The sequence below is a fragment of the Actinoplanes sp. NPDC089786 genome (assembly GCF_040684855.1).
Lineage (GTDB): Bacteria > Actinomycetota > Actinomycetes > Mycobacteriales > Micromonosporaceae > Actinoplanes.
This window is the reverse complement of record NZ_JBFBGU010000002.1, coordinates 213,667-228,173: the sequence shown is the minus strand read 5'-3', so window position 1 is coordinate 228,173 and position 14,507 is coordinate 213,667. Positions and strand designations below refer to the sequence as shown.

Below are 14,507 nucleotides of genomic sequence, written 5' to 3'. Positions count from 1 at the left end.
CTCAGGTGCCCTTCTGGGGTACGACCTGGAAGTAGATCGCCGTGATCAGGAAATTCAGGGCGAACAGCAGCATGAAGGTGATCACCACGCTCTGGTTCACCGCGTCGCCCACGCCCTTCGGCCCGCCACCCGCGTTCAGCCCCTTGTACGACGCCACGAGCGCCGCCGCCGCACCGAACACCAGCGCCTTGAACTCGCCCGCGACCAGGTCGGGCAGCTGCCCCAGGGCCTGGAAGCTGGCGATGTACGCCCCCGTCGTACCCCCTTGCACCAGCACGTTGAAGACGTAGCCGCCGGCCACCCCGACCACGCTGACCAGCCCGTTCAGCAGCACCGCGACCAGCATCGAGGCGATCACCCGGGGCACCACGAGCCGCTGCACCGGGTCGATGCCCAGCACCCGCATCGCGTCGATCTCCTCGCGGATCTTGCGCGCGCCCAGGTCGGCGCAGATCGCCGAGCCGCCCGCTCCCGCGATGATCAGCGCGGTCACGATCGGCCCCGACTCCCGCACCACGGCCAGCACCGACGCCGCGCCGGTGAACGACTGCGCGCCGAGCTGGCGGACCAGCGACCCGAGCTGCAGCGCGATCACCGCCCCGAACGGGATCGACACCAGCGCCGCCGGCAGGATCGACACCGAGCTGATGAACCATGCCTGCTGGATCAGCTCCCGCACCTGGAACGGCCGTCTCACCGTCTTCCGCGCCGTGTCCAGGCTGAACGCCACGAACTGGCCGGTGCTCTCCAGGACGTTCATGCCGCGAACGACCCGCTGGGCGGCGTGACGTTGTTCTCGTTGCACCACTGGCCGGGCGGGCGCTCGGCCTCCCGCGGCTTCTTGTTCGACGGCTGCAGCTGGATGGGGATCGGAGGCAGCTGGCCCAGCTCCTCGCCCGACTCGGCCTCGGCGGCCAGATCGGCCTCGTCCTTCTCCTCGGACATCCCGATCGGCCCGACCCGCTGGGCGTTCAGGAACTGGCGCACCACCGGCTCGGTGCTCGACAGCAGCATCTCCCGCGGCCCGAACATGGCCAGATGCCCCTTGTGCAGCAGGCCGATGTTGTCGGGCACGGTCCGCGCGGTGTTGATGTCATGCGTGACGATCAGGAAGGTCGCCCCGGTCTGCTGGTTCAAATCAATGATCAACTGATTGAGGTACGCCGTACGCACCGGATCGAGCCCCGAATCCGGCTCGTCGAACAGAATGATCTCGGGGTCGAGCACCAGCGCCCGGGCCAGCCCGGCCCGCTTCCGCATGCCACCGGAGATCTCACCCGGCAGCTTCCGCTCGGCGCCGTTGAGCCCGACCATGTCCAGCTTCTCGCCGACGATCGCCCGCACCTCGGACTCCGACTTCCGGGTGTGCTCACGCAGCGGGAACGCCACGTTGTCGTAGATGTTCATCGAGCCGAAGAGGGCGCCGTCCTGGAAGAGCACCCCGAACAGCTTGCGTACGGCGTACAGCTGCCGCTCCTTCAACCGGGGCAGGTCCTGCCCGTCGATCCAGATCGACCCGCTGTCCGGCCGGAGCAGCCCGACCAGCGTCTTGAGGAACACCGACTTCCCGGTCCCGGACGGTCCGAGCAGGACCGAGATCTCCCCGGCGGGCAGGGTGAGGGTGACGTCCTCCCAGATCACCTGGCGACCGAACCTCTTGGACAGTCCCTCGACCGCCACCGCCACACCCACGAGTGCCTCCCCGACCCCGGCGAACAGCCGGTTGCAGAGATATAACACGCATGTAGCGCCGTACGCATGTCCACTGTGCAGTTCGTTATCTGCGGACGCCCGTCATCAGGAGGTCGAGCAGGCGGGAGGCCAGGTCACGCTGGTGCTCCTCGGCGGCGATCAGGGTGATCCCGCCCAGCGACATCAGCAGGTCGTTCGGGTCGACGCCGGCCCTCACCCCGCCGGCCTCCTGCAGCGTCGCGATCGCGGCGCGGAGGCGGTCGCGGGTCAGCTGGATGTCCGCCTCCGAGGTCAGGACGGCCCGGAGCGCCTCGCCGAGCCCCCGTTTGGCCGCCATGAAGTCGACGAACATCTCCATCCAGGTGCGCAGCCCTTCGGCCCCCGGCTGGTCACGGGCCAGGTCGTCGGCGGCGGCGCAGAGGCGCTCGACCTCCTGGCGGTAGACCGCCTCGACCAGCGCCTCCCGGGTCGGGAAGCGGCGGTAGACGGTGCCGATGCCCACGCCGGCCTCGCGGGCGATCGCCTTCATCGAGGCGCCGGTGCCCTCGCGGGCGAAGGCTCGCGCCGCGACCTCGAGCACCCGGTCGTGGTTGTCGCGCGCGTCGGCCCGCATGTCGCTCACCTCACCTCCGCGATTCGTTGCTAACCGGACCACGGTCCGTTTAGTGTCGGCTTAAGCGGACCGTGGTCCGCTTATTCGACTCTAGCAAGGAGGGCGTCATGCCCGTTTCCTTCGGCCCCGTTTCCTTCGGCCCCGTTCCCTTCGGCCCCGTTTCCCTCGGCCCCGTTCCCTTCGGCCCCGTTCCCTTCGGCGCCACGTCAACCGCCGCCCAGGTGATCAACGGTGTCGACCTGCGCGGTCGTCGAGCCGTCGTCACCGGGGGCGCCTCGGGCATCGGGGTCGCCACGGCCCGCACCCTGGCCCTCGCCGGCGCGTCGGTCACCCTGGCCGTCCGCGATCTCACGGCGGGCCATCGGGTCGCCACCGAGATCGGCCACGGCGTCGTGGTGGCGCCCCTCGACCTCGCCGACCAGGCATCGGTGCGCCGTTTCACCACGGATTGGACCGGCCCGCTGCACATCCTGGTCAACAACGCCGGCGTGATGGCCACCCCCGAGACCCGCACGCCACAGGGCTGGGAGCTCCAGTTCGCCACCAACCACCTCGGCCACTTCACGCTGGCGCTCGGCCTGCACGACGCCCTGGCCGCCGCCGGCAACGCCCGCGTGGTCTCGGTCAGCTCCGTCGGCCACATCAACGGCGACGTCACCTTCGACGACCTGATGTTCAACCACCGTCCGTACGACCCGTGGGCCGCCTACAGCCAGTCGAAGACGGCCAACGTGCTCTTCGCCGTCGAGGCGGCCAAGCGCTGGGCGCCCGACCACATCGCGGTGAACGCCCTCAACCCCGGCCGGATCGCCTCCACCGCACTGGGCCGCCACCTGGCCGCGCCCCCGGCGTCGTTCGACCCGTCCGGCACGACCGGCGTGTCGGTCAAGGACATCGAGCAGGGCGCTGCCACATCCGTCCTGCTGGCGGCGTCCCCGCTGGTCGAGGGGGTGACCGGGCGCTACTTCGAGGACTGCCAGGAGGCTGTGCCCTACGTGCCCGGCGTCCGTCGCGGAGTGGCCGCATACGCCCTCGACCCGGAGCGGGCAGCCCGCCTCTGGCAGGTCTCCACCGACCTGGTGACCGCGGCGTCCCGGCTGGGCTGAGCTGCTCACCCCGACGTCCCGCGCCGCCGCCGTGGCCTCGGTTGCCGCCCGCCCGGCCGGAGCTGCCTCTCCTTCGGCCCGGCGGGCGTCCGGAAAAATCGGATGTCGGTCGATGGCTGCTCTCGTACGCTGGAAGACTTTGCTTCTTCTAGGAGGTTGACCTTGGCCGAGTATCCGCGTGAGGTGCTGGAACGTTCGCACGCCACGCCCGAACAGATGGCCGCCGGGCTGGTGGGGGAGTGGCCCCGCGGCGACCGGCCGATCGTCGTCCAGGAGTACGACCCGGCGTGGCCCGGCCGATACGAGGACTTCCGCGCCCGGATCGCGGGGGCGCTGGGGTCGCGGATCGTCGGGATCGAGCACGTCGGCTCCACCTCGGTGCCCGGCCTGCCGGCCAAGCCGATCATCGACATCGACGTGCTCCTCGACGACACCGAGGACGAGTCGCGTTACCTGCCGCCGCTCGAGGCGCTGGGCTATCGCCTGATCCTGCGCGAGCCCTGGTGGCATGGACACCGCATGCTCATCGACGACGTCGAGGAGCTGCACCTGCACGTCTGGTCCCGCAACGCCCCGGAGCCGATCCGGCACCGCCTGTTCCGCGACTGGCTGCGCACCCATCCGGACGACCGGGCGCTCTACGCCCGTACCAAACTCGACCTGGCCCGATCGACCCGCGACAACCCCGGCGACTACAACCTCGCCAAGAACACCGTCATCGACCAGATCTTCGAGCGCGTCTTCGCGGCATAGGCCGCGCCCCGCACCTGGCTCATCCACGAGGGGCCACCTAATCCTCCCCGACGATCGTGCCGGCGAGCATGGTGAGCTCGGCCCGCTGCCGGCTTGTCAGGTGTTCGGTCAGGGCCAGGACGCGGTCGCGGATCGCCACCTCGCCGGCCGCGGTCAGCTCGCGGCCGGCGGGCGTGAGCGACACCAGCACCACGCGGCCGTCGTGTGGCGAGGCCGAGCGCCGCACCAGCCCGCGCCTCTCGGCCCGGCTCACCAGCCCCGTGATCGACGACTTGTCGAGGCCCAGGTAGGCCCCGAGCTCCAGCATGCCCGGCTCGCGGTCGCGCAGGATGCCGAGCATGCGGATCTGGACGACCGACAGATCATGCTCGGCGCCCACGGTGGCCAGCGCACGCTGCACGACGAACGACAGCTGAACCAAGGCATCCACGGTGTTCAGGGGCATGCGGCCAGTTTAGTACGTGACGCAAACCATCTTGCAGTGGTACGTGCCACAAACTAAATTAGTACGTGTCACCAACCAACCGAGGAGGATCCATGCGAGTCGACGCGGCCGTGGTTCATTCGTTCAGCGAGGCGCCCCGCTACGAGGCGTTCGACATCCCCGATCCGGCCGGCGACGACCAGGTCGCGGCCGAGGTGCTGGTGGCCGGCCTCCATCCGCGAGTGCGCAGCGCCGCCGCCGGAAACCACTACACGAGCACGGGTGTCCTGCCCATGATCCCCGGCATCGACGGCGTCGCGCGCCTGGCCGACGGTCACATTGTCTACTTCGTGGCCGACGACCACCTGCCCGGCTCGCTGGCCAGCCACACGGTCCTCGACCCCCGCCGCACGGTCCCGATCCCGCCCGACGTCGATCTCGCCAAGATCGCCGCCGGCCTGAACCCCGCCATGTCCTCCTGGGTCGCGCTGCGCCGCCGCGTGCCCCTCGAGCCCGGCCAGTCCGTGCTGGTCCTGGGTGCGACGGGCAACGCCGGCCAGTTGGCCATCCAGGTCGCCAAGCGGCTGGGTGCGGCCCGGGTGGTCGCCGCCGGCCGCAACAGCGCCCGCCTGGCCACCTTGCCCGCCCTGGGCGCCGACACCACCGTGCCGCTGGACGGGTCTCCCTACGCCTTGGCCGAGGCCGCCGCCGAGGTCGACATCGTCCTCGACTACCTCTGGGGCCAGCCGGCGACCGACGCGATCATGGCCGTCCTGCGAGCCCGCCCCGACCGCAGCCGAGCCATGAACTGGATCCAGATCGGCTCCGTGGCCGGTCCCACCATCACCCTGCCCTCCGTGGCCCTGCGCTCAGCCAACTTCCGCCTCCAGGGCAACGGCCAGGGCGCCGTCTCAACCCGCGCCTACCTTGAGGAACTCCCCGCCCTGATCCAAGAGATCAACACCGGCGCCATCGAGGTCACCGCAGCCGAGAGCCGGCTGGCCGACATCGAGAAGCTCTGGTCAACTCCCGAAAAGCCCGGCACCCGAACCGTCCTCGTCCCATAGCCCCAGATCGACCCGGTTTGAAGCCGCCCCCACGCTCGCTAGGCCATGGAGCGCGGATATCGGGAACCGCAGCGCCGCTTCGCGATTCATGCTGACGCGCGACGGCGAGCTGCGGCGTGCGAGGTGCGGCGTGCGAGGTGCGGCGTGCGACCTGCGACGCCCGGCGTGCGACGTGCGACGTGCGACGTGCGACGTGCGCGAACACTGCGACGGGCCTCGGCGGTGGTGATGGTGGCGGCGGTCTCCGAGCGGCGGTGTTTGGCTGCTGGAGGCTAGGTCGCCGGTTGGTTGATGCGGAGGAGGCGGCAGCCGTGGGCGGGGATGTCGGTGGTGAGGTCGGGTGGGGTGAGGGGCAGTGACTCGTTGGTCCAGAGGTCGGTGATCGACTCGGCCTGGCGGAAGCCGAGGTCGGCGGTTCGTACCCGGACGGTCGTGGGGTGGGAGGCGAGGTTGAAGAGGCCGGCGTAGCGGGCGTCGCGGTCGGTGGCCTCGGCGGTCCAGGCGATCAGGGCGCCGTCGCGGATCACCTGGCGGTTGTGGTGGCTGTTGCTGAGAAGGGTCAGGACGGAGTCGTTGGTGAGAAGGGAGATCGTGTCGGCGGGTGAGGTCGGCAGGTCGCCGCCCATCATCAGCGGGGAGCGCGCCAGGCACCACAGGGACATCAGGGTGCGTTGCTCATCCGGGGTGAGGAGGGACATGCGGTCGGTGCCACGTTCGGCCCGGATGCCGATGTGGCCCAGGGGCAGCATGTCGGCGTCCGGCCACCCGCCGGGGCGGGCGTGCGGCGCCCAGGTGGCGAGCCGGGCGAATTGCGCCTCGACGTCCTCCCAGCGATCCCAGAGATCGTCGGAGATGCGCCACATGGAGGCGTTGGCACGCAAGTGATCCAGACGTTCCAGCGACATGGCCTTGCCGGGCGAGAGGCTGAGCGCGATGTCCCGGCCTGAGCGGCGCAACGCCGTCGCGAACGACTCGATCTCACGCTCGTGGTACGGCCACAGCATGTCGTCCGCCTTGACGAAGTCGACACCCCAGCCGGCGAACAGCGTGCCCAGCGAGTCGTAGTACTCCTGCGCCCCGGCACGGTCATGGTCCAGGCCGTAGTTGTCCGTGTTCCACGGGCACACCGCGTCCCGATCCGCAATGTCACCAAGCCCGGCCAAGCCGCCGCCCGATCGCCGCCCCCCGGTGGTCGTGGTCGTGGTCGTGGTCGTGGTGGGAGCGTCTGCTGCCAGCCGAGGAACGCCGCGCATGATGTGCAGGCCGAATTTCAGGTCCAGGGCGTGGATGCGGTCGGCCAAGGGGCGGAAACCCTCCCCGTTGGCGGCGGACGGGAAGCGGTTCACCGCGGGGTAGGGGCGGCCGCAGTCGTCGAGGTGTAGAGGGGCGGCGGGGTTGTAGCCGCCGGCGCGGGCCGTGGGGTCGTGCCACTGGATGTCGACGACGATGGTGTTCCAGCCGTGCGGCAGCAGGTGGCGGGCCATGAAGTCGGCGTTGGCCAGCACCTCGGCCTCGGTGACCGAGGTGCCGTAGCTGTCCCAGCTGTTCCAGCCCATCGGCGGTGTCGGTGCCAGGTTCATCGGTCCATCCTGATGCGTGCGGCCACGGGCAGCGCGGGGAACGGGAAGATCTCCTCACGGCAGGCCGACAATGCGGGCGATCAGGAGAAGCGACCTCGTGCGCCCTACACCGGGGTGAACTGAGCACGGGCCCGAAGAGCGACCACCCACGCAAAATGAAGGGCGCGCGGCTCCATCCTGGCCGCCCCCGGCCTTGGAGCCTTGATTGCGTTCACGGTCTGCCTCGTCACGCCTGAGTGGTCGGCCAGGTCGCCTGGTCAAGGATTCCCTGCACCGGGCGTCGGCCGGAAGTCGTCGTCGACCAGTCCGAGCCGATGGGCGACCACCGCCGCCTGAACCCGGTTGCGGAGATTCAGCTTGTCCATGACCGCCGAGACGTGGGTCTTCACGGTGGTGATGCCGAGATGCAGGCGTTCCGCGATCTCGGCGTTGGGGAGGCCCGCGCCCAGCAGGCTCAGCACCTCGCGCTCGCGGGCGGTCAGCTCGGGCGCCGGCGGATCCGCCGGCTCGACGGCCGAGGTGCGTGCCTCGACCGCGTCCGCGACCACCCGGCTCAGGATCCGCGGGTCGAGCATCGGCTCGCCCCGGGCGGCCCGCCGCACGGCGTCGATCAGCGCCGCCGGCTCGCTGTCCTTCACCAGGTATCCCACCGCGCCGGCCTGCAGAGCGCCGTAGACCTCGGCGTCGTCCGCGAACGTGGTCAGCATGACGATCCGGGTCGCCGGCACGTCACGCAGGATCCGCCGCGTCGCCTCGATGCCGTCCATCCGGGGCATCCGGATGTCCATCAGCACCACATCCGGTCGCACCTCCAGGGCCAGCCGCGTCGCGTCCCGGCCGTCCGCGGCCTCACCCACGACCTCGTGACCGGCGGTCCGCAACAACTGCGCGACCCCGGCCCGGACCAGAACCTGGTCATCAACCACCAGCACCCTGATCACGCCACGCTCCCGACCGAACCAGCGCCAGCCACGCCGGGACACCCATCGGAACGGTTGTCGGCGAACCCAAGGCTCGGAGGGGGAGAGGGGTGGTTCGCGCGGGCACCGGTACGGGGATGGGCCGGGCCGGGATCCGCGCGGGGAGAGGGGCGGGTGACGAGGGAGTTCGCCGGTAGAGGGAAGCGGGTCACGTGGGAACTCCCAAAGGGAGGGAGACGGCCAGGCGCCAGCCGCCGTACGGGGTCGGGCCCGCGGCCAGGGTGCCGCCCAATTCGTCCACGCGCTCGCGCATGCCGGCCAGGCCGTGCCCGGAGGACGGCAACGACGGCCGGTTGCCGACCGCGCCCGAGTCGGTGACGTCCACCCGAACGCAGGCGTCGTCGACCCGGACCACCGCGAGCACGTCGGCGCCGGGACCCGCGTGTTTCAGGGCGTTCGTCAGCGCCTCCTGCACCGCCCGCGCGGCGGCCATGCGGACCACCGGCGTCGTTCCGGCCGTACCCTCGTCGATCTTGGCCTCGACATGGAGGCCCGCCGAGCGGGTGCGGCGGACGGCCTCGACGATCATGGTCTCGGGGTCGGCGGCATCATTGTCGAGCGGGTCGCGAAGGACCCGCAGCAGCGCACGAAGCTCGCTCAGTGTCTGTATCGCATCGTCGCGGATCGTGCTCAGCGCCAGCACCGCCTCGTCGAGCCGCTGATCGCGATCGGCCGCCTGGGTGGCCGCGTAATGTCCGCTGCCCGCCTGCAACGCGATGGCCGAGACGTGGTGGGCGACGATGTCGTGCAGGTCGCCGGCGATGCGGGCGCGTTCGGCCAGGCGGGCGTGGCCCGCCTCGGCGCGGCGGCGGTGTTCGGCGTCGTCGGCGCGTTCGGTGGCCAGGCGCGCCGCCTCCCGGAGCCCGCGCAGGTAGCAGCCGAGGATCACCGGCGTGGCCGCGGTCATCGCCAGGACGATCGTGCGCAGCCCGCCGCCGGGGCCGTCGAGCAGCGCGTTGCTGGAGTGGGACAACACGACCAGCTGCAGCGCGAGGACCGCCGCCGCCGCCCCGGCCGCCACCTGCCATCGGTGCCGATACGCGACCAGGGTCAGCGCGACCAGGCCGAACAGCGCCGGCGACGCGGTCGCGGTCGGCACCCAGACGTAGCTGATCGTGAACATCGTGGCCTCGACGACCAGCGCCGGCAACGGAACGTGGCGGACGACGCCCACCGTCAGGACGGCGGCGACGAGGAGGATCCAGGACCAGGCCGGTCGGGGCAGGTCGATGCCGAGGACGGTGTCGGCGAACGCGAACAGGCCGGCCGCCACCACCGCGGCCGCGTCCCAGAGATGTCTGCGCGGCATTTCCACACCGTAGTGCGAGGTCGCGCGGGGCGGCTCCTTCTTGTGGCCGCCCGACGCGGCCCATGGCAGGATCCCGGCGCTGTTCCGCGTCCCTAGCGTCGACGGCATGATCAACGACAGCACCCGGTTCCTCGTCGAGTTCGCCCGTCACCCGCAGACGGTCGGGGCGGTCGCGCCCAGCGGGAACGCGCTCAGCCGCAGCATCATCGCGCCGGTTCCGCGTACCGGTGAACCCACGATCCTCGAACTCGGTCCGGGCACCGGCGCGTTCACCGCGCACATCCAGCACCGGCTGAACGGCCGCGGCCGACATCTTGCGGTCGAACTCAACGACCGGTTCGCACGGCAGATCGCGCAGCGCCACCACGCCGTCGACGTGGTCATCGGCGATGCCTCGGGCATTCGTGAGATCCTCCGCGAACGTGACCTGACCGCGGCCGACGTGATCATCAGCGGGCTGCCGTGGGCACTGTTCACACCGGATCGTCAGGGTCGCATCCTCGACGCGGTCGCCGCCGGGCTCACCACGAACGGCGTGTTCACGACGTTCGCCTACCTGCACGCGCTGTGGAGCCCGCCGGCCCGCCGCCTCCGTGCCGCGCTGCACGCCCGCTTCGACGAGGTGGTGCGCGAGCGCGCGATCTGGGCGAACCTGCCGCCGGCCACGGTCTATCACTGCCGACGGCCGCATCCCCTTGGATCATGACGGCAGCCGACCCATCGCCGGATCAGCATCGTCGATAACCGCCGGGTCGCGGTCAGCCGAGGCGAAGAGCGGGGTCGGCGGCCGAGGTGGAGAACGGGTCGGCGGCCGAGGTGGTGAGGCGGTCGGCCGAGGTGGTGAGGCGGTCGGCCAGGGCGCGAACCAGGTCGCGGAGCTCTGCGGGACGCTCGATGGTGAACGGCAGGTCGAGCGAGGCGAGCACCCGCGGGATCCAGTCGAGGCTCTCGGCCCGGATGTCGACGCGGTGCCACGGGTCTCCCTCCGCGATGATGGCCACGCTGGCCGGGAGGCGGGTTCGGATCTCCGGGACGCTGCCCCGGATGTGCAGGGTCACCTCGTGGCGGTACGGCGCCGACGCCAGGGAGTCGAGCACGCGCTGGGCCGGATCCAGGTCGGGCGGGGGCTCGAAGGTGCCGGGCAGCGTGCGGGCGTCGGCCATGCGGTCGAGGCGGAACGCACGCTCCTCGCCGATGCCGGTGTCGAGGGCGGTCACGTACCACTTGCCGGCGTGTGCGACCAGGCCGTACGGGTGCACGGTGCGGTGGCGGCCCTGGTAGCGGATCGTCACCGGACGGTGGTGGCGGACGGCGTCGGAGATGGTGAGCAGAACCCCGGACGACGGCGCCGGGGTCTCGGCGGGGGCGGCGGTGAAGGCGAGGGATTCGAGCAGGGCGTCGAGCCGCGAGGCGAGCCGCTGCGGCAGGACGCGCCGGATCTTCGCGGTGGCCGTCTCGGCGGCGGCGCCCGCGGCGAACAGACCGCGCCCGGCGATCAGGCCGAGCAGCACGGCGACCGCCTCGTCGTCGCCGAGCATGAGCGGCGGCAGCCGGTAACCGCCGGCCAGCCGGTAGCCCCCGTGCCGGCCGCGCACCGACTCGACCGGCACGTCGAGGTCGATCAGGTGGTCGATGTAGCGCCGCACGGTACGCGGGTCGACGCCGAGGCGGTCGGCCAGCTCGGTCATCGTCCGGAGGCCACCGGACTGGAGGAGTTCCAGCAGCGTGAGCACCTGTGCGGTCGGTCGCGACATGCTTCCGAACCTACCCGGAATACTGGACCGTAACTGTCCGGTATTGCTTCTAGCCTGCGGGTATGAATCTTGTTTCGATCCGCGTCATCACCGACGACATCGCCCGGCTGGTCGGCTTCTACGAGAAGGTCACCGGGGTGGCAGCCGTTTGGTTCACCGACGACTTCGCCGAGCTGGGTACGCCGAACGGCACCCTGGCCATCGGCAGCACCCGGACGCTCGGGCTGTTCCAGGATTCCGGCATCGAGCCGGCGTCGAACCGCAGCGTGATCATCGAGTTCCTGGTCGACGACGTCGACGCCGTCCACCGCGACCTGGGGCTGGCCGAGGAGCCCGTCACGATGCCGTGGGGCAACCGCTCGCTGCTGTTCCGCGACCCGGACGGCAACCTGGTCAACTTCTTCACCCCCGTCACCGAGGCGGCGAGGGCGAAGTTCGGGCTGAAGTCTTAGCCGCCGATCTCGTCGATCTGCACGTTCGGCCGGTCGACGTTCCAGACCGCGTGAATGATGAAGCTGTGGTTGGTCTCGTTGAAGTAGACCGCCAGATCCTCCGGCCGGTTCTGGACGACCGCCACCTCGAAGCCGTTGTTCGGGGTGGCGCTGACCAGCTGGACCCTGCCGCCGCGGATGCGGACCACGGCCTGCCCGCCGTCGACCCGGAACGCCTGCACGTAGGTGTCGACGCCACCGCTGTCGGTGGTCACCGTCCAGCCGTCCACTACCCGCGAGGGAGTGGTGGGCTTGGTGGCCGGCGGCTTCGAGGACGGTTTCGAGGCCGGCGGGGTGGTCGTCGGCGGCGACTCCGGCTCCTCCTCGTCGTCGGCCGGGTCGTCCGGCGTCGCGCGCGGCGAGGGCGTGGTCGCGGCGGGTGCGGGAGAAGACGGCGAGGCTGAGGGTACGGAGGGGAGCGGCAGCGGGGCGCGGTCGCCCGAGCGGCGCAACTGGTCGGCCGAGATCAGGCCGCCGTCGTCGCCGGTCGCGGTCCGCAGCACCGGCAGCATGGCCACCGACGCCAGCACGATGCTGCTCAGCGTCGCGGCCAGCCAGCCGAGCAGCGGGAACCAGCTCCGGGGACTACGCACCGCGCAATGATCGCACGACGGCCGGCGACTCCCGCCGGGCGTCGATCTAGGGTGTGTAGCCATGGCGCTGATCCTGTTGGTCGAGGACGACCGGTACATCACGGCCGCGCTCGTCCGGGCGCTGCGCGACGCCGGCCATGTCGTGCGCCCGGTCGCCCAGGCCGGCGCGGCGTTGAAGATCCTCACCGAGGACCAGCCCGATCTGGTCATCCTCGACCTGGGGCTGCCGGACATCGACGGCGCCGACGCGCTGCGGATGATGCGGCAGGTGTCCTCCGTACCCGTCATCATCGCCACCGCGCGGCGCTCCGAGCAGAACATCATCACCCTGCTGGAGGCCGGCGCCGACGACTACGTGACCAAGCCGTTCTCGGCCGGCCACATCCTGGCCCGCATCTCCGCGGTCCTCCGCCGAGCACGCACCGCGCCCGAGTCGACACCGAACGTGATCTCGGTCGGCGGTCTGGAGATCAGCCCGCGGCAGCGTCAGGTCGTCCTCGACGGCAACCCGCTCCAGCTCACCCGGCGCGAGTTCGACGTGCTCACCTATCTGGCCGAGCGGGTCGGCGTGGTGGTCAGCCGCCGGGAACTGCTGGCCGAGGTGTGGGACCAGGCCCGGGTCGGCGAGGAGCAGACGATCGACGTCCACATCTCCTGGCTGAGGCGCAAGCTGGGCGAGACGGCGGCGGCGCCGCGCTACCTGCACACGGTGCGCGGGGTCGGCGTGATGATGCAGGCCCCGAAGTGAGGCGTACGGGCCACGAGGCCGGCCAGGACGGCCAGGCGGAGGACAACCAAGCGGTGAGGGCGGCACCGAGGTGAGGCGCACGCTGAACTGGCTGGCCCTGGCCATCACGGCGATGGTGGCGCTGGCCTTCCTGGTGCCGCTGACCGTGGTGACCCGGCAGATCGCCCACGACCGGGCCATCGGCGAGGCCCGCCAGCAGGCCTCGGCCATGGTCGCCGCGCTGGCCGTGCAGTCCGACCCGGGTCTGCTCACGGTGGCCGTCGCCAGCACCCCCGCGGGCAGCGCCGGCCGGCTGGCCGTACACCTGCCTGGTCTGTCACCCATCGGGACCACCCACGTGGCCGCGGCCGACGTCTCGCTGGCCGACCGCGCGCGCCGGCCGATCACCGCCACGGCCGTGGGCGGCGTCGCCTACCTGCAGCCCAGCGTGCTCAGCGACGGCAGCGCGGTGGTGATCGAGGTGTACGTGCCGGACGGCGAGATGACCCGCGGCGTGTGGCCGGCCTGGCTGGCGCTGACCGGGCTCGCCCTCGTGCTGGTGGCCGGGTCGCTGCTGCTGTTCGACCGGATGGGCGGGCGGCTGGTGCGCGCCACCCGTGAGCTGTCCGAGTCGAGCCGCAAGCTGGGCGCCGGTGACCTGTCGGTGCGCGTGGAGCCGTCCGGGCCGCCGGAGTTCCAGGACGCGGCGCTGGCCTTCAACTCGATGGCCGGCGACCTGAAGCGCCTGCTCGACAACGAGCGCGAGCTGGCCGCCGACCTGTCACACCGGTTGCGTACGCCGCTGACCGCACTGCGCCTGGACGCCGACTCGATGCCGCCGGGGCCGGTGGCCGACCGGATGCGTCAGGCCTGCGACATGCTCGACGACGAGCTGGAGCAGATCATCTCGACGGCCCGGGCGGGCACCGCGGCACGGACCACCAGGGCCGAGCACACCGACCTGGTCGAGGTGCTGGCCGACCGGCTGGCGTTCTGGTCGGCGCTGGCCGAGGACCAGGGCCGGCGGTACGACGTGCGCGGCGGCGAGCGTCCGGTGTGGGTGCCGGTGGCCCGCAGCGAGCTCATCCTGGCCGTGGACGCCATGCTGGGCAACGTGTTCGCGCACACGCCGGAGGGCACCGCGTTCCGGCTCAGCGTGTCACCGGGCGGCGTCTACCTCGACGACGCCGGGCCGGGCATCGCCGACCCGGGCCGGTCCGCGCAACGTGGGGTCAGCGGCGCCGGGTCGAGCGGCCTGGGCCTGGACATCGTGCGGCGGGTGGCCGAGCAGACCGGCGGCCGGCTGGCGATCGGCCGCAGCCCCCTGGGCGGCGCCCGCGTCGCGATGCTGTTGGGTAGTTCATGAGCCTTTAAGGCTGCGTTATGGGAAGGCCCCCTACGTTCTGTTCCGTCAGCAC

16 protein-coding genes are annotated in these 14,507 nt (G+C 71.3%); 7 read left to right on the top strand and 9 right to left on the bottom strand.

Annotation, left to right across the window (positions count from 1 at the left end; all coding sequences use genetic code 11):
* Position 1: 1 nt before the first annotated feature.
* The 3 genes from AB0O15_RS11915 to AB0O15_RS11905 form a co-directional block, all read right to left on the bottom strand.
* Complete coding sequence (locus AB0O15_RS11915) at positions 2–760, bottom strand: ABC transporter permease (protein WP_364317523.1); 759 nt, start codon at positions 758–760, stop codon at positions 2–4.
* Positions 757–1,692: an ABC transporter ATP-binding protein gene (locus tag AB0O15_RS11910; protein ID WP_364317522.1), complete on the bottom strand. Its 936-nt coding sequence runs from the start codon at positions 1,690–1,692 to the stop codon at positions 757–759. The genes AB0O15_RS11915 and AB0O15_RS11910 overlap by 4 nt, the downstream gene beginning before the upstream one ends.
* An 85-nt stretch (positions 1,693–1,777) precedes the next feature.
* Positions 1,778–2,305, bottom strand: coding sequence for a helix-turn-helix domain-containing protein (locus AB0O15_RS11905; RefSeq protein ID WP_364317520.1), 528 nt, complete (start codon positions 2,303–2,305; stop codon positions 1,778–1,780).
* A gap of 107 nt (positions 2,306–2,412) precedes the next feature.
* Between AB0O15_RS11905 and AB0O15_RS11900 the strand changes: the two genes are divergently transcribed.
* Both AB0O15_RS11900 and AB0O15_RS11895 read left to right on the top strand, forming a co-directional pair.
* Positions 2,413–3,411, top strand: a complete 999-nt coding sequence (locus tag AB0O15_RS11900) for an SDR family NAD(P)-dependent oxidoreductase (RefSeq protein WP_364317518.1) — start codon at positions 2,413–2,415, stop codon at positions 3,409–3,411.
* Positions 3,412–3,573: 162 nt separating this feature from the next.
* Entirely contained in the window at positions 3,574–4,164 is a 591-nt protein-coding gene (locus tag AB0O15_RS11895; RefSeq protein WP_364317517.1) for a GrpB family protein, read from the top strand.
* A gap of 37 nt (positions 4,165–4,201) precedes the next feature.
* On the opposite strand, the gene AB0O15_RS11890 is transcribed toward AB0O15_RS11895, so the two are convergent.
* A complete protein-coding gene (locus AB0O15_RS11890) occupies positions 4,202–4,609 on the bottom strand; it encodes a MarR family transcriptional regulator (RefSeq protein WP_364317515.1) in 408 nt (135 codons plus the stop codon).
* Positions 4,610–4,701: 92 nt separating this feature from the next.
* On the opposite strand from AB0O15_RS11890, the gene AB0O15_RS11885 reads away from it, so the two are divergent.
* The gene (locus AB0O15_RS11885) at positions 4,702–5,655 is read left to right on the top strand and encodes a zinc-binding alcohol dehydrogenase family protein (RefSeq protein ID WP_364317513.1); all 954 of its coding nucleotides are present in this window, start codon (positions 4,702–4,704) and stop codon (positions 5,653–5,655) included.
* Between the two features lie 272 nt (positions 5,656–5,927).
* Here the strand turns inward: AB0O15_RS11885 and AB0O15_RS11880 are convergent, their stop codons facing one another.
* The 3 genes from AB0O15_RS11880 to AB0O15_RS11870 form a co-directional block, all read right to left on the bottom strand.
* On the bottom strand, positions 5,928–7,235 hold the full coding sequence (locus AB0O15_RS11880; RefSeq protein ID WP_364317511.1) for a glycoside hydrolase family 27 protein: 1,308 nt from the start codon (positions 7,233–7,235) through the stop codon (positions 5,928–5,930).
* 257 nt (positions 7,236–7,492) lie between these two features.
* A complete protein-coding gene (locus tag AB0O15_RS11875) occupies positions 7,493–8,176 on the bottom strand; it encodes a response regulator transcription factor (protein ID WP_364317509.1) in 684 nt (227 codons plus the stop codon).
* A 187-nt stretch (positions 8,177–8,363) separates the two neighbouring features.
* Positions 8,364–9,524 (bottom strand): histidine kinase, encoded by a 1,161-nt coding sequence (locus AB0O15_RS11870; protein WP_364317508.1) that lies wholly within the window; start codon positions 9,522–9,524, stop codon positions 8,364–8,366.
* Between the two features lie 106 nt (positions 9,525–9,630).
* Between AB0O15_RS11870 and AB0O15_RS11865 the strand changes: the two genes are divergently transcribed.
* The gene (locus tag AB0O15_RS11865) at positions 9,631–10,230 is read left to right on the top strand and encodes an SAM-dependent methyltransferase (protein ID WP_364317507.1); all 600 of its coding nucleotides are present in this window, start codon (positions 9,631–9,633) and stop codon (positions 10,228–10,230) included.
* A 52-nt stretch (positions 10,231–10,282) separates the two neighbouring features.
* Here AB0O15_RS11865 and AB0O15_RS11860 read toward each other — a convergent pair whose 3' ends face one another.
* Positions 10,283–11,278, bottom strand: coding sequence for a WYL domain-containing protein (locus AB0O15_RS11860; RefSeq protein ID WP_364317506.1), 996 nt, complete (start codon positions 11,276–11,278; stop codon positions 10,283–10,285).
* Positions 11,279–11,340: 62 nt separating this feature from the next.
* On the opposite strand from AB0O15_RS11860, the gene AB0O15_RS11855 reads away from it, so the two are divergent.
* Complete coding sequence (locus AB0O15_RS11855) at positions 11,341–11,730, top strand: VOC family protein (RefSeq protein ID WP_364317504.1); 390 nt, start codon at positions 11,341–11,343, stop codon at positions 11,728–11,730.
* On the opposite strand, the gene AB0O15_RS11850 is transcribed toward AB0O15_RS11855, so the two are convergent.
* The gene (locus tag AB0O15_RS11850) at positions 11,727–12,362 is read right to left on the bottom strand and encodes a DNA mismatch repair protein MutL (RefSeq protein ID WP_364317502.1); all 636 of its coding nucleotides are present in this window, start codon (positions 12,360–12,362) and stop codon (positions 11,727–11,729) included. The two genes, AB0O15_RS11855 and AB0O15_RS11850, sit on opposite strands and share 4 nt — an antisense overlap.
* Positions 12,363–12,423: 61 nt before the next feature.
* On the opposite strand from AB0O15_RS11850, the gene AB0O15_RS11845 reads away from it, so the two are divergent.
* Positions 12,424–13,110 (top strand): response regulator transcription factor, encoded by a 687-nt coding sequence (locus AB0O15_RS11845; protein ID WP_364317500.1) that lies wholly within the window; start codon positions 12,424–12,426, stop codon positions 13,108–13,110.
* A 70-nt stretch (positions 13,111–13,180) separates the two neighbouring features.
* Positions 13,181–14,455: a HAMP domain-containing sensor histidine kinase gene (locus AB0O15_RS11840; RefSeq protein ID WP_364317499.1), complete on the top strand. Its 1,275-nt coding sequence runs from the start codon at positions 13,181–13,183 to the stop codon at positions 14,453–14,455.
* Positions 14,456–14,507: the final 52 nt, after the last annotated feature.